The sequence below is a fragment of the Gilliamella sp. BG3 genome (assembly GCF_046635605.1).
In the GTDB taxonomy this organism is placed as follows: domain Bacteria; phylum Pseudomonadota; class Gammaproteobacteria; order Enterobacterales; family Orbaceae; genus Gilliamella; species Gilliamella bombi.
The window spans coordinates 34,152-51,679 of the sequence record NZ_JBIDFE010000012.1 but is presented as its reverse complement, the minus strand read 5'-3'; the positions used below and the strand labels follow the sequence as shown (position 1 = coordinate 51,679).

The 17,528-nt window shown below is 32.1% G+C and carries 18 protein-coding genes and 1 pseudogene; 8 read left to right on the top strand and 11 right to left on the bottom strand.

What is annotated here, in order from left to right; all coding sequences use genetic code 11:
* Positions 1–178 precede the first annotated feature (178 nt).
* Together ACGH6S_RS07050 and ACGH6S_RS07045 are read right to left on the bottom strand one after the other, a co-directional pair.
* Entirely contained in the window at positions 179–592 is a 414-nt protein-coding gene (locus ACGH6S_RS07050; RefSeq protein WP_034915862.1) for a hypothetical protein, read from the bottom strand.
* 580 nt (positions 593–1,172) lie between these two features.
* Positions 1,173–1,493: a hypothetical protein gene (locus ACGH6S_RS07045; protein ID WP_034915866.1), complete on the bottom strand. Its 321-nt coding sequence runs from the start codon at positions 1,491–1,493 to the stop codon at positions 1,173–1,175.
* A gap of 102 nt (positions 1,494–1,595) precedes the next feature.
* Here ACGH6S_RS07045 and ACGH6S_RS07040 point away from each other — a divergent pair, with 102 nt between their 5' ends.
* Positions 1,596–1,826, top strand: a complete 231-nt coding sequence (locus tag ACGH6S_RS07040; protein WP_411578554.1) for a hypothetical protein — start codon at positions 1,596–1,598, stop codon at positions 1,824–1,826.
* Positions 1,827–2,086: 260 nt separating this feature from the next.
* Here the strand turns inward: ACGH6S_RS07040 and ACGH6S_RS07035 are convergent, their stop codons facing one another.
* The gene (locus ACGH6S_RS07035) at positions 2,087–2,344 is read right to left on the bottom strand and encodes a hypothetical protein (RefSeq protein WP_411578555.1); all 258 of its coding nucleotides are present in this window, start codon (positions 2,342–2,344) and stop codon (positions 2,087–2,089) included.
* Between the two features lie 112 nt (positions 2,345–2,456).
* Positions 2,457–2,828, bottom strand: a pseudogene (locus ACGH6S_RS07030) (DDE-type integrase/transposase/recombinase); the annotation flags it as partial.
* Between the two features lie 316 nt (positions 2,829–3,144).
* On the opposite strand from ACGH6S_RS07030, the gene ACGH6S_RS07025 reads away from it, so the two are divergent.
* From ACGH6S_RS07025 to ACGH6S_RS07015, 3 genes are all read left to right on the top strand, one after another.
* A complete protein-coding gene (locus ACGH6S_RS07025) occupies positions 3,145–3,351 on the top strand; it encodes a hypothetical protein (protein WP_034910630.1) in 207 nt (68 codons plus the stop codon).
* 266 nt (positions 3,352–3,617) lie between these two features.
* Positions 3,618–4,049, top strand: coding sequence for a hypothetical protein (locus ACGH6S_RS07020; RefSeq protein WP_065589791.1), 432 nt, complete (start codon positions 3,618–3,620; stop codon positions 4,047–4,049).
* Positions 4,050–4,238: 189 nt separating this feature from the next.
* Positions 4,239–4,556, top strand: coding sequence for an MmcQ/YjbR family DNA-binding protein (locus ACGH6S_RS07015; RefSeq protein WP_411578556.1), 318 nt, complete (start codon positions 4,239–4,241; stop codon positions 4,554–4,556).
* 155 nt (positions 4,557–4,711) lie between these two features.
* On the opposite strand, the gene ACGH6S_RS07010 is transcribed toward ACGH6S_RS07015, so the two are convergent.
* The 6 genes from ACGH6S_RS07010 to nikA are packed head-to-tail and all read right to left on the bottom strand — an operon-like array spanning position 4,712 to position 11,031.
* Complete coding sequence (locus ACGH6S_RS07010; RefSeq protein WP_085164095.1) at positions 4,712–6,037, bottom strand: MATE family efflux transporter; 1,326 nt, start codon at positions 6,035–6,037, stop codon at positions 4,712–4,714.
* 3 nt (positions 6,038–6,040) lie between these two features.
* A complete protein-coding gene (locus ACGH6S_RS07005) occupies positions 6,041–6,820 on the bottom strand; it encodes an ABC transporter ATP-binding protein (protein WP_085164094.1) in 780 nt (259 codons plus the stop codon).
* Positions 6,821–7,675: an ABC transporter ATP-binding protein gene (locus tag ACGH6S_RS07000; RefSeq protein WP_296300912.1), complete on the bottom strand. Its 855-nt coding sequence runs from the start codon at positions 7,673–7,675 to the stop codon at positions 6,821–6,823. It lies immediately after the preceding gene.
* On the bottom strand, positions 7,672–8,502 hold the full coding sequence (opp1C, locus tag ACGH6S_RS06995) for a nickel/cobalt ABC transporter permease (protein ID WP_085164092.1): 831 nt from the start codon (positions 8,500–8,502) through the stop codon (positions 7,672–7,674). Before opp1C ends, ACGH6S_RS07000 begins: the two co-directional genes overlap by 4 nt.
* Entirely contained in the window at positions 8,499–9,443 is a 945-nt protein-coding gene (opp1B, locus tag ACGH6S_RS06990; RefSeq protein WP_065589797.1) for a nickel/cobalt ABC transporter permease, read from the bottom strand. Before opp1B ends, opp1C begins: the two co-directional genes overlap by 4 nt.
* 22 nt (positions 9,444–9,465) lie before the next feature.
* Positions 9,466–11,031 carry a nickel ABC transporter substrate-binding protein gene (nikA, locus tag ACGH6S_RS06985; protein WP_411578557.1) on the bottom strand — a complete coding sequence of 522 codons (1,566 nt, stop codon included), beginning with the start codon at positions 11,029–11,031 and terminating at the stop codon, positions 9,466–9,468.
* 298 nt (positions 11,032–11,329) lie between these two features.
* Here nikA and rhlE point away from each other — a divergent pair, with 298 nt between their 5' ends.
* The 4 genes from rhlE to ACGH6S_RS06965 all read left to right on the top strand — a co-directional run bounded on the left by rhlE (position 11,330) and on the right by ACGH6S_RS06965 (position 15,467).
* A complete protein-coding gene (gene rhlE, locus ACGH6S_RS06980; RefSeq protein WP_411578558.1) occupies positions 11,330–12,646 on the top strand; it encodes an ATP-dependent RNA helicase RhlE in 1,317 nt (438 codons plus the stop codon).
* A 16-nt stretch (positions 12,647–12,662) separates the two neighbouring features.
* The gene (locus ACGH6S_RS06975) at positions 12,663–12,998 is read left to right on the top strand and encodes a YggL family protein (protein ID WP_411578559.1); all 336 of its coding nucleotides are present in this window, start codon (positions 12,663–12,665) and stop codon (positions 12,996–12,998) included.
* An 85-nt stretch (positions 12,999–13,083) separates the two neighbouring features.
* A complete protein-coding gene (locus tag ACGH6S_RS06970; RefSeq protein ID WP_085164088.1) occupies positions 13,084–13,392 on the top strand; it encodes a hypothetical protein in 309 nt (102 codons plus the stop codon).
* A 641-nt stretch (positions 13,393–14,033) separates the two neighbouring features.
* Positions 14,034–15,467, top strand: a complete 1,434-nt coding sequence (locus ACGH6S_RS06965; protein WP_411578560.1) for a hypothetical protein — start codon at positions 14,034–14,036, stop codon at positions 15,465–15,467.
* A gap of 103 nt (positions 15,468–15,570) precedes the next feature.
* Here the strand turns inward: ACGH6S_RS06965 and ACGH6S_RS06960 are convergent, their stop codons facing one another.
* Entirely contained in the window at positions 15,571–17,163 is a 1,593-nt protein-coding gene (locus ACGH6S_RS06960; protein WP_034910532.1) for an ABC-F family ATPase, read from the bottom strand.
* Positions 17,164–17,528: the final 365 nt, after the last annotated feature.

Below are 17,528 nucleotides of genomic sequence, written 5' to 3'. Positions count from 1 at the left end.
ATAATAAATTAAACGTTATCTCAAATATTTTATATTGATAATGTAATAGAAATAGCTAGAATAATTTAATAAAATTGATTTTCATCAATTAAATGCCTGCCACTATTATTTTTTGGTTTTGATAATATTGTTATTTATAATTAGTTTGTATTACTTATAGGTATTATCAATTTATTTATCAATAAGGTATATGTGTTTCATTAATTGGAACAAAATCACTTAATCCTATTCTCCATCGTTGTTCAACATATTCTAATAACTCATCGAAATTAGAAAAAACATATTGTTCAAATGAAGTTATTGATTGATTGAATGCACTATTATTATCCGTTAATGTGGGGTCTGCATAATATGTACGCAGCTTATATAAAAAAAACACTTCTTTCTCATCTATTATTGGTCTTATAAGTTGATCTATATAAAGTGAATACAAGGAAAATTCCCATTCGTCATCTTCTTCCTCAGGTTTCTCATATTCAATAGAATAAATCTCAATAAAACGAGTTTTATTTTCTTCCAATCTTTCAAAGAATTGACCTTTCATTTCATAGGGAAATGGATGGTAAGGATTATTGTATTTTCTCTTATTCATAATTAATAAAATATCCTAATAATTTCACCGCCATAGGATCGCTATAAGTATAAATCTGCAAATGCATGCCATTAGAATTCTGAGCTCCAATTTTCGCATTCCAACTAAAATCATCCTAATGATACGTTCCTTTGTACCTGTTTTATTTTGTACAGTTACAAGAGCCTTTTTGCATTTAGTTCACTGCATATTTTACTTCTAATTATCTATGATTTATTACAATTCCCCAACAATAGACCAAAACCTAATTAAAATTCATTAGGTGCACACAGATTCAAGCCAGCTAATAATCTAATCAGGTTTGCCAGAATAAAGCGTTCTATTTCCAGATCATTGTATCTGAAATTATTGTAATGTAAGCCAGTTTATTTGTCTAAATATTGTCCCTAATATCTGAGGTGTTGCTCTATGGATTCGTGTCCAATTTCCTTAATGTGCTTACTTCAAAGCTGATAGCTACATTCTGACAGTATTTCTCTATTAGCATCGGTCAGTTTTTCTGGACAGTTGTTTTAGTTGGAATAAGAGTAGTAATGTAAATTACTAAATTATGATGTAACTTTTTGATATTTTATAATTTTTAAATTAATGATTGTATTCTTGGTTTCCAGCCATTATTCCATTTGCTTTCAATTTCAGAAGAATAGTTTTTTATAGTATAATAATCATCCTTATCATGGTGAGAAATGAAACATTGGTCTACACATTGACAAATCCAAATTAAAAGGTTTTTTATATCAATATCATTTTTAACTAGATATAGATATTCTTCTGCATTTTTTATTGTAATTTCAATTAGATTGGCATGAAAAAAACCTATCTCAAATAATAAATAGCAAAAAGTATCTTTAATTGAATCATCTTTATTTTGTAACATTTTATTTTTTATATGTAAGTTCATTTCAACAATTCGGGTTCTTTCTTTTTGCTACTGTGGATTTTTTTATTATTCATTAAGTGTACCATCAAAATTGAATATATCTTAGATTTTTCTAAAGATAAAATGTCCCATAATTATCTTTGTAAATCAATTACTATCAGTCGCGCTATTGTGGTATTAAGTCGTTGTACTTACTATTATCCAACTAAATTATTGGATGATTCAATGATTATTTTGATATTAAGTGATATAGCTGAAAAACATTTACGCTGGGGGGCCGAAATTTTTTATTGTATCGGAAAGCTCGCTATAAATAGAGTTGCAAACGTGTTTATTGGGTGTATTGTGAGTTAAAACTTAATTTTCAAATAAAGCGTAAAAAGCGTACTCTACCTCGAACACTAGAAAAGTAATCGTTATCCAACAAACAAGGTGAATGTTGGTCAATGAATTTGGATGATAGAAGTCGAAGCTAACGTTGTTTTAGTACGTAATTATTGATGACTTTAAAAGAGAAGTATTAGATATTGATACTACGGTGAGTTTATCAGCTGGTAGTGTTATTTACTATCTAGATAAACTGGTCAAATATCATGGTTATCCGAGCATACAAATCAAATTGACAATAAATATTTGATAATGTTGTCTTTTGTTACTTTTTTAAGAACTACAGCATATTCATCTTTAAAATATCCTATATCAGCTATTTCATCTATTTCATCTTCCATATCTTGAATAAACCGTATCGGATCATAAAAATTGAACGTGCGTGTATTTCCATTTACTGTAATTTCAAAATTCAATATAACACCTTTAGATTCGCATTCAAATTGATACAAATCGTCATACCAATCAGGAAATATAATACTCATTAATCTAGTACCTTTTTTTTGATAGAGCAACCTGATAATCTTTTACATACATTGGATACGATGGAATGATATTGTAAATATCCCAAACTTAGTATACAATTCACGTAGAAAATTAAGCTGCTTGTTTTAGTTTTTTATACTCAATCGGTGTCATGTTATTTAATGTCTCATGCGGTCTTTCGGTGTTATAAATCGTTCAATATAGCCATTTTGATAAGGGCTACCGGGTTTGATGTAATCTATAATTATACCATGTTTTTGCCCAATTAGTAAACGTGTTTCCGGTGAATTCTGGCCCATTATCGACCCGTATTTTTAATGGATACCCATGATATTCAGCCAGTTTATCTAAGTAGCGGGTAATCCTTCCTGCTGGTAAGCTTACTGCAATATCAATCCCTAACGCCTCACGATTAAAGTCATCGATGACATTGAATGTTCTAAAGCGACGTTGATTACGACTACTGTCACACATAAAATCCATTATTAAATCCCCTTTTCTTTTATCATAGAGAATTTTCTACTTTTTTGTTGTACTATTTTAGGGGATAGTTACACAACTTGTTTGATTTCTATTTCAGATATATCTGTAGAATTGGAAATATTAACAAACAGCTTGGCAACTGATAAATAAAAATTTAATAAAATCAATACTCTACCTGATGGTTTTTATATCACCTAAAAAGACATGTTTATTGAGCAATTTTTAAAAAACTACACTTGCTTTTTTCTTAAATCAGCGGTTAGATATAACAGTGATAAGCATTGGGTTTATCACTAATTTATTAGGAGGACTTATAATGGTACAAAAATTTGCTCCATACGGTAGTGATGTTTCGTCTGGCACTTATAAGTGCGCTGACTGTGGCTATATTTATTCTAACCAAAGTAAGAAATCGTTACCTCCTTGCCCTGATTATAATAAAAAACCGCACAGCAAAAATGGTTGGTATATTATGTCTGGACAGGGTGATTCAGTTAAAGATCCTCATCCACATAAAAAGTAATTTTATTCAGTTAATGCTATTAAAAGGTAGCCAATATGGTTACCTTTTTTGATTGTATCGATTTAAAATGATATTTTTTAGTTGTCAGCAATTAATTGTGACGTATGTATAACGATATGACTATTAAGTATAAATATCAATTCTTTCATATAGTTATTTTATAAACCGCTTATTTTGTTGTGAATTTATTTGATTTGTTTTTCATTTAGATGTTTTTTATAATAAAATCAATATGACTGTTAAATCTAAAAGTAAGGAATATTGAAGTGAAAAAGCTAATGAAATTGGTAGTGTTACTTTCTGCTCTTTTTACAATTTCGAATGCGTATAGTGCTGAATTACCACCATCAGCAAACATAACTAAAGCTTTTGCTGATAGTGCAAAAAGGTCGATATTAGGTGAAGGTGGCGAATTTCCGGTTAAAGTGGATGCGGGTTATGAAATAACTAACATTTTTGGTAACCTTAATAATATTGTTTTTGAATATAATATGCCGACCGATAGCCAAAGTGTATCAATAGTAGACATTACAGAAAATATCAGGCTTGGGCTTAATGCTCAATTTTGTAATAAGCAAGACGTGATTGAAGTATTACGTGCTTATGATATTCGGTTTTTATTTCGTTTTCAATTCAATGATGATCGTAATGTGCCAGCAACGTTATCAATAGATGAAATTTGTAAAGAACAAAAATAAATAGGTTAAATTTATAGCTATTGTTGACACCTTATTTTGATATTATTATGTATAACAGTGATTTTATAAGGCTTAATTAGCATGTTATATATTAAATAAGCTGTTTATATTATTGTATTAGATTGGGTGAATTGAAAAAGAAAAATAACAATAAGCCTTAAGAATAAATTAATTGAATATGCTCATACTTTGAACAATATTCAAATTGACCATACTTTTGAAAATTACCCTAACTATCAGGTTATTAGACATAAAACTAATGCTAAATGGTTGGGGTTAATTATGTCAGTGGGAAAGAATAAGTTAGGTCTAAATTCAAAAGATATGGTGGAAATAATTAATGTTAAATCTGATCCTGAATTAATTTCTATAATAAAAATTAATTCAGATATATTACCCGCATATCATATGAATAAAAATCACTGGATCACAATAATGCTCGACGGTTCTGTGCCGTTTGAACAAATCGTAAGTTTATTAAACCATAGTTATGATTTAACTATTTAAAATATATGATATATTTTAAAAAATATAAAATGGTATAGTTGCTTACACAACAGGTTAATTCAGAAACAAAAGCTTTGTATTATCTTTTATATAACTATTTAATTAATGCTTTGAACGGTATAAATACTTTAGACTTTTAAAAGATAATTGGTTATTTAGTTTAGTATATATCTTTTAGAATTTTTTACCCACATTACTAAAAATAAAGTTCTACCTAAGCTAAATAAAATATAAGAAAGCCATAATCCATTATTCCCCCATATTGGTACACAGATATATTGTGATATCAGCCATAAAATTAAGGCAAGAATCATAGAATCACGAATAGAAGAAGTGTAACTGATCCCAGAAAAAACGCCATAATAGATAAGACCACCTGCAACCACAATAGGAAAGATAGTAAGCCAATATTGATATTGCAAACAGATTGTGATGATTTCGGTTTGATTGGTTAATAATTTAATAATTGTTGTATTAAATCCAAACCATAAGGCAATTAATATTAGAGGACAAATAATACAAGCTTGCAGTGACCAATGTAAGGTTTGATTATATAACTTAATATCTTTAGTACCTTTCGCCTTACCGCTAAATACGCTTGAGGCATTGGCAAACCCGTCAAACAAATAAGCCATTAAATAGTGAATTTGAAACAAAACGGCATTAGCAGCTAACACTTCGGTGCTAAAACTCGAACCAATCGAGATAAAATGGTTGGTAACGATTAATAAACAAATGGTACGAATCATCAAATTGGTATTAACTAAAATCACTCCTTTTAATGATTGCCAAGATAGTATCGATTTTAAATCAGTTTGTTGATTGGATTTCGGTAAATTACGATAAATAAACCAAATGCCTAACAAAGTACAAATTATTTGGGCAATTAGTGTTGCAAAGGCAACTCCCTGCACATTCCAATGAAAGCCCCAAACAAAAATTACTGCCATAATAATATTAAGCAGATTAATTAATACTTGTAGAAATAGCACAGCCTTTACTTTAGACATTCCCATTAACCAACCAACTAAAACGTAGTTGATAAGGACAAACGGTGCTCCCCAAATTAAGACAGAGAAATAAATATCCGCGTAATGCTTTACTTCTTCATTAGGTTTGATAATGTGCATTGAGGAAGAAAATATCATCTGTTGAAAAATGATAAAAATAATTCCTAAAAATATAGCTATAAATAAAGGGCGAATTAAAGATGCTCGCAACAGTAACGGGTCATCTAATGCTTGTGCTGCAAAACCAGTGGTACTAACTCGTAAAAAGCCAAAAAGCCAATAAATAGTATTAAAAATAACAGCGCCAACAGCAATGCCTGCAATAAAGGCTGGATTGGGTAAATGTCCAACCAATGCGGTATCGACCACGCCCAGTAATGGAGTTGTAATAGTTGAAATAATAAACGGAATAACTAGCGCTAAGTAATCTTTAAAACGATATTGTTTATTAACGATAGATTGAGTTGCCATAATTTAAAAACCTAAAATAGATTTAAGAAGTTGTTTAGAGTAAACATTATTAACCTGATTTAAATTGGCTATTTTATCAACTTGTTCGACAATCTGTCCTTGATAAAAGAAGATCACCCGATCGCAAAGATAAGTGATAGTCGCTAAATCATGTGTAATAAAAATGGTTGTTAAATTTAACTGTTTTTGCAGATCAACTAATAACGATAAAACTTGAGTTTGAACAGTAATATCAAGTGAACTTACTGCCTCGTCAAATAAAACAAATTTAGGTGAACAGGCAATTGCTCGTGCAATACAGATACGTTGTAATTGTCCACCACTCATTTCGTGGGGAAATCGATGATAAAATGATTCATTTAATCCTACTTGTTCTAATAGTTCAATTACTCGCTTTTTAAGTAGGCTTGCAGTAAGTTTGTCATAAATATAAATGGGTTCGGCAATAATTTCAGCAGCGGTAAAATAAGGGTTAACTGAAGTGTTGTAGTCTTGAAACACAGCGCTTATTTCTCGTCGCATTGGAGACTTTCGCCATGCACGTTGTCCTATATCTTGCCCATTAAAATAAATTTTGCCACTATCAGGTTTTTCAAGCCCCAAAATTAGTTTTCCAAGTGTACTTTTACCGCTTCCGCTTTCTCCTACAATACCTAAACATTCGCCTTGGTATAAAGACAAAGAAACATCTTTAATAATTGGCGTTTTTTTGCGATTAAATAAACCTTGATTAGGTTGTAAGAAAGATTTTTTGAGATTATTAATTTGTAATAACGGCGTCATTTAGATAGTCTCCAATCTATTTGGGTGGATAACGGCGTTAAATTTGGCTAATAACTGTTTACGAGTATCAATTAAGTAACGTGTATAATCATTTTTAGAATGATAAAAAATATGATCGCAACTACCTTGTTCTATAATCTGGCCTTGATTCATTACAATAATATGATCAGCGATATGGTGAATAACACTTAAATCATGCGAGATAAATATCATTGCTGTTTTCGATTTTTGTTTGATATTTTTTAATAATTGCAGAATATGAAGTTGACTAATAGAATCCAACGCTGTGGTTGGTTCATCGGCAATAATTAATTCAGGTTCAAGCATTAATGCTATTCCGATCATGATTCGTTGTAACATGCCACCACTTAACTGATGCGGGTATTTCTTAAAGATTTGTTTTGGATCATTAAGACCAATGTCCGCAATCATAGTTAATGTTTTTTCAATAGCTTGTTTTTTACTAATTGTCAGATGTGCCAATAACGTTTCAACCACTTGATTGCCAATACAATAAAGCGGATCAAAAGCATTCATTGGATGCTGTAGTATAGCCGAAATAGCATTGCCACGAATATGGCGTAATGTTTCATGGTTTTGTTTTAATAAATCACCATTTGATTGTAATGCTATTTTAGACTGTTTAGGGTTAAATAAAACTTTGCCTTGAACCGAAAAGTAGGGCTCTAATAAACCGATAATAGCTTTGCTAGTTAAACTTTTACCGCAGCCACTTTCGCCCACAATACCTAAACATTGATGATGCTCAAGGCAAAAGGAGATATCATTAAGCAGTGTTTTGCCATTATCCAGTGTTACAGTAAGATTCTTAACCTCAAGTAATTTATTATTCATGCTGTTTTTTCCTTAGGATCAAGAATGTCACGTAAACAATCACCAAGCATATTAAATGCAGCAACCACAATTAATATTGCAATTCCGGGGTAGAGCATTTGCATAGGATGCTGCATCATAACGTTTTTTGCTTCACTTAGCATTAGTCCCCATTCTGGAGTTGGTGCTTGTATGCCAAGCCCTATGAAAGATAAAGCTGAAATATTTAAAATTACCCAACCAGTATCTAGTGTGGCTAACACAACTAACTCTGACATTACATTTGGTAATAAGTGACGGCGAATAATAAATGAATGTGGTGCGCCAATTGCTCGGGAAAATAAAATATAGTTTTTACGGCTATATTTGATAACCGAGCTGCGAATCATACGACTATACCAAGCCCATTTGACCATAATATTGGCAATAATAACGTTCTCAATACCCACACCAAGTACGCCTACAATAGCAAGAATCATTACTTGGCTAGGAAAAGAGAGCATAATATCGCATAAACGCATAATACACTCGTCAAGTTTACCTCGTTTATAACCTGAAATTAGGCCAATTATTGCACCAATAACAATGGTAATAATCATGGTTAATAATGACAAAAATAACGTGGAGCGAATACCATAAAGTAGTCTTGAAAAAATATCACGTCCAAGATGATCACAACCTAACCAATGCTGAGCAGACATTGGGGCGTATTTACGAATAATACGTACTTTATTGGGATCAAATGGTGCAATATAAGGGGCTAAAATACCTAATATAATGATAGTTGCAATGATAATTAAACAACATAATGCAGTTTTATTTTTACAAACCTGCTTAAGTACATTCATGACAAACCACCATTATCACGTAAACGAGGATCTAGTAAATGATGAATAACATCGACAATAAAATTACATACCACAAATAATATTGCCATAATTAAAATATAAGCTTGGATAACGGGGTAGTCTCGATTCATAATAGCTGCAATACATAACCGTCCAAGTCCTGGCCAGGAAAATATATATTCAACCACAAATGAGCCAGCAATTAATTGCGGAATTGTCATCCCTAATGCGGTAATAGTGGTATGTAACGAATTGATTAATACATGCTTAAGAATAATTGTTCGTTCTTTTAGTCCTCGGCTACGTGCATAAAAAACGGAGTAGTTACGCATGTTTTCTAGCATGTTATTACGAATAAAACGAATATAGGTTGAAATATAAACGAATGATAGCGTTAAAGTTGGTAGGATTAGATTTTGCCATGTGCCATATCCATTAGTTGGAAGTAAATCTAAATAATTAGCAAAAAACCAGATAAATAAAAGCCCAAGCCAGTAGCTCGGCATAGCCGTGCCTAAAAAAATTATAATACGTAAAATATGATCAAAAACTGAATTGACAAAAATGGCACATAAAATGCCTAAGATCAGACTAATAATTAACGTAAAAATAAATGAAGATAATGCTAAAAGCAGTGTTGGTTGTAAGCTTCGAATGATCTCATCTAATACTAGCCTATCTCGATGTACAAAAGAACGACCAAAATCAAGTTGAAAAACGTTATATAACCAACTGATGTAACGGTTCCAAAATGGTTCATTTAAACCTAACTCTAGGCGCATACTTTCAATAGCATCAGGCGTGGGCATAATTTCATTTAAACGTAATGCTACTTCAGCAGGATCAGAAGGGGCTAAATTAATAAGTAGAAAAGCGATAAACGAGATACCGATAATAATCGGTATCATCATAATTAAACGTTTAAAAAAGTAATTTAACATTATTACTAACTAACAAAATAAATTAAAAATGCATTTTCTCAAAGGGAATGTCAAACTGCGAAGGAGCAAATTCAATACCTTTTAGTGATTTTATGGCGATAGCTCGGTTGCGTTCATAAGTTAACGGAATATAGACCGCTTGGTTATGCAATGTTTCAAGCACATAACGGTAAAGATCTTGACGTTCTTTTTCATCAGTTGAAATTAATGCTTTACTAATGCTTGCATCAATTTGAGCTTTCTCTTTCAATCCTTGTTGTGCCATATAATCACCATATACTGGTAATTTCATGCCAGACATAAAAGATTGTGGGTCATAAGGCATTCCCCAAGAAATATCAAATACCATATCAAAATCACCAGCTTTTTGGCGATCACGATAACCTTGTTCTTCTTCTCCATGAATGTTAAGTTTTAAACCAACCTGTTCAAACTCATCTTGCATATATTGTGCGATAGTTTTTTGAGATGCAGTATTGCTATCATAATAAAGAGTTATTTCAAATGATTTGCCATCTTTTTGACGGTAATTCTGACCTTTTTGTTTTAGCCAACCTGCTTTATCAAGTAGTTCTTCGGCTAATTTAATATTATATTCGTAAGGTTTTAACCCAATATTTGCATAAGGAATATTAGTAGCCATTAATGTATCAGCTGGCGCTTCGCTACCATTGAAGATACCTTCCGAAATATCTTTTTTATTTATGATATGTTCGATTGCTCGGCGCACATTAGCATCGCTTAAAGCGGGTCGAGTGGTATTCATCAATACGATACGGCTTGATACAGGTTTTGACATTAATGTTTGAAATTTATCAATTTCTGAAAAACGTTCAAATGAATCGGCATCCACCATATTTTTACCATAAATTAAATCAATTTCACCTTTTTCAAGTGCCATTAAACGGCTTTGGTTGTCTGCTATAACTTTCATGGTAACAGTTTTCAGTTTTGGTTGCTCACCCCAATAGTTAGGATTTGCGTTAAAAACAGCATACTGATCTTTTTTATGATCACCTAAAATATAAGGGCCTGTACCAATATAAGATTTAACGCCATTTTTTGTTTCACCATCGATCATTGAATTCGGTGAAATAAAGCGCATGGGTCTGGTTACTGCAATTTCAATCAAAAACGGGTAGTAAGGCTCTGACAGATTAACTTGAAGAGTATAATCATCTACCGCTTTGACTTCAGTAATTAAACGTACCATTTCAAGCCATGTATGGCGCACTTTATTTGACAGGACAGCATCCCAGTTTAATTTTGCACTGTGAGCATCGAATTTAACACCATCACTAAAGGTAACATCTTTTCTCAGTTTAAACGTATAGGTTTTTCCTTGGTTTGTAATAGTCCAGCTTTCGGCAAGCCAAGGAGAAAATGTGCCATCTTGATTATAATGAACAAGCGACTCATAGAGCATATTTTGAGCCCACATTTCACCTCCATAAAGGTGTGGATTCAAATCGCGTATATCTCGGAAGTTTGCAAAAGTGATATCATCTTTTGCAAAACAGTTAAAGCTAAAAAGCGATAAAAGTGAGACAATTAATAGCTTTTTAATGTGGCTAAAGTTTAAAAGCATGTTTAATCCAGTAAATTATTATTAAAGAGCAAAATATTAACATAATCGTAAATGATAATAAATATCATTTATATTTTTATGGATAAACACAATTAAAATTAGTACTCTTCTTTATAACATATTTATATATTAAAGGTGCTTTGATAATTTTAAGTAAGGGTTTGTGTAATATTTTAATATTTGGATTAGTATACATAATAGTCGATAAGTAAATTTACAAAATAATCAAACAAATATTATTGAATTGCTTTATAATACATATGAATAATTTATTTTTTATTTATTTAGGATACATTTCATGTCATTTGGCTCTCTTGGTTTAGATACTGAGATTTTAAAAGCAATTCAAGAACAAAACTATACCGATCCAACTCCCATTCAACAACAAGCTATACCTGTAATCTTATCTGGTAAAGACCTTATGGCGAGTGCACAAACAGGAACAGGTAAAACGGCAGGGTTTGGTTTACCAATATTACAAAAGCTTATTGAACAGCAAGCAAAAGAAGCTAATAATCCAAAACCTAAAAAAGGCAAACGTCCTTTATATGCCTTGATTTTAGCCCCAACGCGCGAACTGGCTGCGCAAATAGGTGAAAATATTCGTGATTATAGTCGTTATTTGTCCATTCGTTCATTAGTAGTTTTTGGTGGGGTGAGTATTAATCCGCAAATGATGAAATTGCGCAGTGGTGTGGATATTTTAATTGCAACACCAGGGCGATTGCTTGATTTACAGCAAAAAAATGCGGTGGATCTGTCAACGATTAAAATACTGGTGTTGGACGAAGCTGATCGCATGTTAGATATGGGATTTATACATGATATTCGTCGTGTGATTACCAAGCTACCTAAAAAACGGCAAAATTTAATGTTTTCGGCAACTTTTTCGGATGAAATAAAAGTTTTGGCTCAATCTATTTTGCAGTCACCTGAATCTGTTGCTGTAGCCAAAACCAATAGTGCTTCAGATCAAATTACTCAATATGTTCATCGAGTTGATAAACGTCGTAAGCGTGAGCTACTGTCTTATTTAATCGGTAAAAATCAGTGGCAACAAGTGTTAATTTTTACACGAACCAAATATGGTGCAAATCATTTAGCGGAACAATTAACGAAAGATGGCATTAAATCAGCAGCTATTCATGGGAATAAAAGCCAAGGAGCTCGTACAAAAGCATTAGCTGATTTTAAAAGCGGACAAATTAGGGCATTGGTTGCCACAGATATTGCCGCTCGAGGTCTTGATATAGAGTTATTACCTTACGTTGTTAATTATGAGCTCCCTCAAGTTGCTGAGGATTATGTTCATCGTATTGGTCGAACAGGTCGAGCGCAGAATCAAGGGCAAGCTCTCTCGCTTGTGTGCATTGATGAATTGCCACAATTAAAAGCAATTGAAAAATTAATTAAAAAAAAGATTCCAGAATTAACAACCAAAGGGTTTGAAGTTGATCCAAAAATTAAAGCTGAACCTGTAAAAAAATCGCCACCAAGGCGTGCGCCAGCAAAAAAAAGAAGTTCATCTTCAAATCGATCGTCGCAATCCAATCAAAATGGTGTGAAAACCTCCAATAAACATAATCACACTAAAAATAAGCAAACTTATATTTAATAAGAAGGAAATTATTATGGTAAATCGCAGCAGACGTTTACGAAAAAAATTACACATTGAAGAATTTAAAGAATTAGGTTTTACCGTTAGTTGGTCGTTTGAAGAAGGTACAACTGAAGAAACTTTAGATAATATTGTCGATCAGTTTATTCTTGAGGCTATTCAACCCAATGGTTTAGCTTATGAGGGGAGTGGTTATTTAAATTGGAAAGGGATTATTTGCACCCAAAAACTAGGCAATTGTACCGAAGAACATCGTGACATTGTCACAAAATGGCTAAACGAACACGGTCTAAAAAGTGTTAAAACTAGCCCACTTATCGATATTTGGTGGGATGAATTAGAATTCTAATCTATTGGTGATCTCTAAATAGAAAATAGTCACTGGTGTGGCTATTCAAGTACAATATAGTATTTCGGAAAGGAGTACTTATATAATGAACGAAGGTACTATTTTTAAACTTGATAAAAAGTATACGCCTTTTTTATTCAAAGCGATAGAAGCAGCAAAGAAAAGCGAATTTGTGACCAAATATAAATACGATATCGATCATTTTTATATATCTTTTAATAATTATATAAGAATAAATAATGGATTTAGCTGTTATACAATAAGTTTTTATTCGAAAGAGATAACGCAAGATAATTGGATGGACATTGGGGCAGGCGGAATAGTTATAGATGATATAAATGTTGATATAGATATTGATTCTGGCGATGTTATTTCCATTTATGCAAGCCGTTAACATAAATAAGAATTTATAAAAATTATTGGTATATAAAAATAATTACATTAGCGGTTATATTATAGCTACTAAAATTTTTTAAATTATTTAATAGTAAATCGCTTTATATATTGGTACAGCTATTTTTTTCAATGATAGATTATCAACGGATGATATTACAACTTTAATATGCATTGCTTTTTTATAATTTTCTTTCCAACTGTAAGTAAAAGATATCCAAGCTAATATTTACAAATCTTAACAAAAAGGTCAGCATTTTATATTTAAATGATGTTATTTTTTATTTACAATATAGGCTTGTTTTAGTGAGTTACTATATTTCTTTTTTATCTAAAACAAAAATGATTTTATAAAAATTAATCGATACACTATATAAAAATATTATATTAAACAATTACTTGAAATATTGAATAGGTTATGGTAGAATGAAAGAAGCAACACAACACAACACAACACAACACAACACAACACAACACAACACAACACAACACAACACAACACAACACAACACAACATTAATTTATTCTTTGTGTAAAAAAATATTATCAAGTAAATTCCTCAAAAATTCATTCTTTGTTTATAAAAATTGCCATAAATACATTATTTATTATCTTAGATTGATAAAAATACGAAAAATTCAGATGATAAATTTCATCTTTTTTATCTTTATGACATTATTGACCATTACTAATAGTTATGCTGCTTTATCTGCAAAGACAATAAAAACAATTGAAGGTTCAGCCCCTTATATCAAATTAAATGGCTCTGCTATTAATGGACTAGCTGATTTATTGAGTTTTCAAAAACCTGATATTTCCTCTAACTATGTAGTAATTCATCCATCAATAAATAAAGTAATTTATGCGCATAATGGGGATAAATTTAATCAATTTATTACAAAAGTTGTTGCTGATGGACAACCAAAACGTTTATCAAATATTGTGGGAGTAAGTTATGGTGATGATGATGGTGATTTCGCTCATTCAACTATGGGAATAACAGGTACATTAACTGCTACTTGGCGCTATCGACAGTCAGATGGTACGATAAGAACGTTATCTGCTGATGAATTAAAAAACAAATTAGATTCATGCCAAAGCCCATATCAATTGACGATTAGCGCTAATGGTGTTAAAGCGCAATCTCAATATGGTATACCATTTGAACATGCTTATGGTAGTCTTAGTAAAACGTATACAATAAAAGTTGATGATTTCAAAGTTTGCTATATAAAGCCTGCTAGTTTACAAATTTATGATGCTTCTGGCGTTAACAAAAACACTTGTACCAATACAACAAATTGCAAATTTATTGGTGGTTATAATCCTAGAGTTTTCTTCCCTAATGAGGGTTTTTCGGCTTTGGCTCCTACTAAATTCCCCACAACGGCTTTTGATAAAGCAAAATTTACTTTAAGAATGAGTAATGAACAAAGTGATTATATTTATACATCAAGTAATCCAAATTTAGTCTCAATAAGTAATGTAGCGGGAAGTGAAGGTGTTGTTACCTTTAATTCATCCGTTCATCCCAATTTACCTTTTAATGTAATTTTAACAGCAAAGACAAAACCCAATACAATAAGGCCTTCAAAAACGTTTATTTATTCTTTTACCATTAAAAAATGGATACGAGCACTTCCTCCAACACAATATAAAACAGAGGAGTATTTAAATACTGGAAATGGTATTTTTCCTGCAGCTAATGCTTGTGCTGGACGTGATTTAGGGATGATTAGTGCAGAAGAAGCGGCAAGTTATTTTTATTCACCAATGGAACTCAGCAATGCTCCAAGTGCAGCAACAGCTGTAACCGGGAATGGAACTGGATCATTTCCTGAATGGTATCATAATCGAGAAGCCCGATTATCTCGAGATATAGATGGGACGTTTTATGGTGAATGGGGGAATTTATATAAAGGTTATCCTAAGAATGGTTTTGATTTATCTCAAGGATGCACTTGGAGTAGTCAGGCGTATACAAATGGACTTATATTTGGCATTGATATCCAAAATGGTTATGTTGGTTATAATTTGCTTAAATATGATGGATGCACTCCTGTTTGTCGAAAATAGTATCGAGAAAAAGCTACTTTAGCATTGTATAAAAACAATAAAAATTATTAATATACAGAAAATAGCCACATTCGTATTTGTGGCTATTTTTAGTAATGGCTAATTATTCAATCCCTTGGCTACGCAAGTAATCTTCATAATTACCTGTGTAATCAATGACTTTTTCAGGTGTAATTTCAACAATGCGTGTTGCCAATGAACTAACAAATTCGCGATCGTGTGAAACAAAAAATAGCGTGCCTTGATAAAGCTCTAATGCCATATTGAGTGATTCGATAGATTCCATATCTAAATGGTTGGTTGGCTCGTCCATAACAATAATATTTGGGCGTTGCATCATCAATTTACCAAATAACATACGTCCTTTTTCACCACCTGATAGTACTTTGACTTGCTTTTTAATATCATCTTGTGAAAATAACAATCGGCCTAAAATACTACGTACGGCTTGCTCGTCATCGGTTGGCTGCTTCCATTGGCTCATCCAGTCAAATACAGTTAAGTCGCCTTCAAATTCGTATTCGTGATCTTGTGCATAATAACCAATATTGGCATTTTCAGACCATTTTATATCGCCTTGTTCGGGAGTAAGCTCGCCCATTAGTGTTTTTATTAATGTAGTTTTACCAATACCGTTAGTCCCTAAAATAGCGACTTTTTCGCCCACTTCGACCATTAGGTTTAAGTTTTTAAATAGTGGACCATTATCAAAACCTTTGGTCAGGTTTTCAACAACAAGCGCATTACGGAATAGTTTTTTATCTTGTTCAAAACGAATAAATGGATTTTGACGACTAGAGGCCTTGACTTCTTCAAGTTTAATTTTTTCAATTTGTTTTGCGCGCGAAGTTGCTTGTTTTGATTTAGACGCATTGGCACTAAATCGACTAACAAAAGATTGTAGCTCACTGATTTGTGCTTTCTTTTTGGCATTGTCAGCTAATAAACGCTCTCTCGCTTGCGTTGATGCTGTCATATAATCATCATAGTTACCAGGGTAGATGCGAAGCTCACCATAATCCATGTCTGCCATATGGGTACAGACCATATTTAAAAAATGGCGGTCATGCGAAATAATAATCATGGTGCTTTCGCGTTGATTTAAGGTGTCTTCAAGCCAACGGATAGTATCGATATCCAAGTTATTGGTCGGTTCGTCAAGCAATAAAATATCGGGATTTGAGAATAAGGCTTGGGCTAATAATACTCGTAATTTCCAGCCTGGTGCGATTTCGCTCATTAATCCATAATGTTGCTCAATTGGAATACCAACACCTAATAATAATTCACCCGCACGAGCTTCAGCGCTATAACCATCCATTTCGGCATATTGGGTTTCCAAATCAGCAACTTTAAAGCCGTCTTCTTCACTCATTTCGGGAAGTGAATAGATGCGATCACGTTCTTGCTTGATCTGCCATAATTCGGTATGTCCCATAATTACGGTATCAAGTACGGTAAACTCTTCAAACGCAAATTGGTCTTGGCGTAATTTACCTAATCGTTCATGCGGATCTAAAGCAACATTACCAGATGTTGGCACTAAATCACCACCAATAATCTTCATAAAAGTTGATTTACCGCTACCATTGGCACCAATTAAACCATAACGATTACCATTACCGAATTTAACCGAGATATTTTCAAATAATGGCTTACTTCCAAATTGCATTGTGATGTTATTTGTACTTAACACTAGAATTTACTCTCTTTAACATGCGTTTCACTCATAAGTAATAATTAGCCTTTGAGTGAAGTCGCGGAAATATGAATTGGCGCATATTATGCCATAATTAATCATTTTTGAGGATCTTTGTTTTAGATAACGGCATTTAAGGAGGAGATATTTAATTATTAATATATTGTAAAACATATGAAAAATCAGTGATATTTACTCTTTATGATTAAAATAATTCCCTGAATTCTACAAGATGTTAACCGCTTATCATATTACTTTAAACAAAGTAAATCATTCCTAAAATTTATTTTTACTTTTTGATTTCAGGCTAATTGCGAATAAATATCATCACTTGATATTACCATAATAACTCATTGATTTCC

Bases quoted from the DNA above. Each gene is read 5' to 3' on its own strand.
- ACGH6S_RS07040 (WP_411578554.1), top strand. From the start codon at position 1,596: ATGTCCCATAATTATCTTTGTAAATCAATTACTATCAGTCGCGCTATT.
- ACGH6S_RS07035 (WP_411578555.1), bottom strand. From the start codon at position 2,344: ATGAGTATTATATTTCCTGATTGGTATGACGATTTGTATCAATTTGAA.
- ACGH6S_RS07000 (WP_296300912.1), bottom strand. From the start codon at position 7,675: ATGAATAATAAATTACTTGAGGTTAAGAATCTTACTGTAACACTGGAT.
- rhlE (WP_411578558.1), top strand. From the start codon at position 11,330: ATGTCATTTGGCTCTCTTGGTTTAGATACTGAGATTTTAAAAGCAATT.
- ACGH6S_RS07050 (WP_034915862.1), bottom strand. From the start codon at position 592: ATGAATAAGAGAAAATACAATAATCCTTACCATCCATTTCCCTATGAA.
- opp1B (WP_065589797.1), bottom strand. From the start codon at position 9,443: ATGTTAAATTACTTTTTTAAACGTTTAATTATGATGATACCGATTATT.
- ACGH6S_RS06965 (WP_411578560.1), top strand. From the start codon at position 14,034: ATGATAAATTTCATCTTTTTTATCTTTATGACATTATTGACCATTACT.
- nikA (WP_411578557.1), bottom strand. From the start codon at position 11,031: ATGCTTTTAAACTTTAGCCACATTAAAAAGCTATTAATTGTCTCACTT.
- ACGH6S_RS07010 (WP_085164095.1), bottom strand. From the start codon at position 6,037: ATGGCAACTCAATCTATCGTTAATAAACAATATCGTTTTAAAGATTAC.
- ACGH6S_RS07045 (WP_034915866.1), bottom strand. From the start codon at position 1,493: ATGAACTTACATATAAAAAATAAAATGTTACAAAATAAAGATGATTCA.
- ACGH6S_RS07005 (WP_085164094.1), bottom strand. From the start codon at position 6,820: ATGACGCCGTTATTACAAATTAATAATCTCAAAAAATCTTTCTTACAA.
- opp1C (WP_085164092.1), bottom strand. From the start codon at position 8,502: ATGAATGTACTTAAGCAGGTTTGTAAAAATAAAACTGCATTATGTTGT.
- ACGH6S_RS07025 (WP_034910630.1), top strand. From the start codon at position 3,145: ATGGTACAAAAATTTGCTCCATACGGTAGTGATGTTTCGTCTGGCACT.
- ACGH6S_RS06975 (WP_411578559.1), top strand. From the start codon at position 12,663: ATGGTAAATCGCAGCAGACGTTTACGAAAAAAATTACACATTGAAGAA.
- ACGH6S_RS06970 (WP_085164088.1), top strand. From the start codon at position 13,084: ATGAACGAAGGTACTATTTTTAAACTTGATAAAAAGTATACGCCTTTT.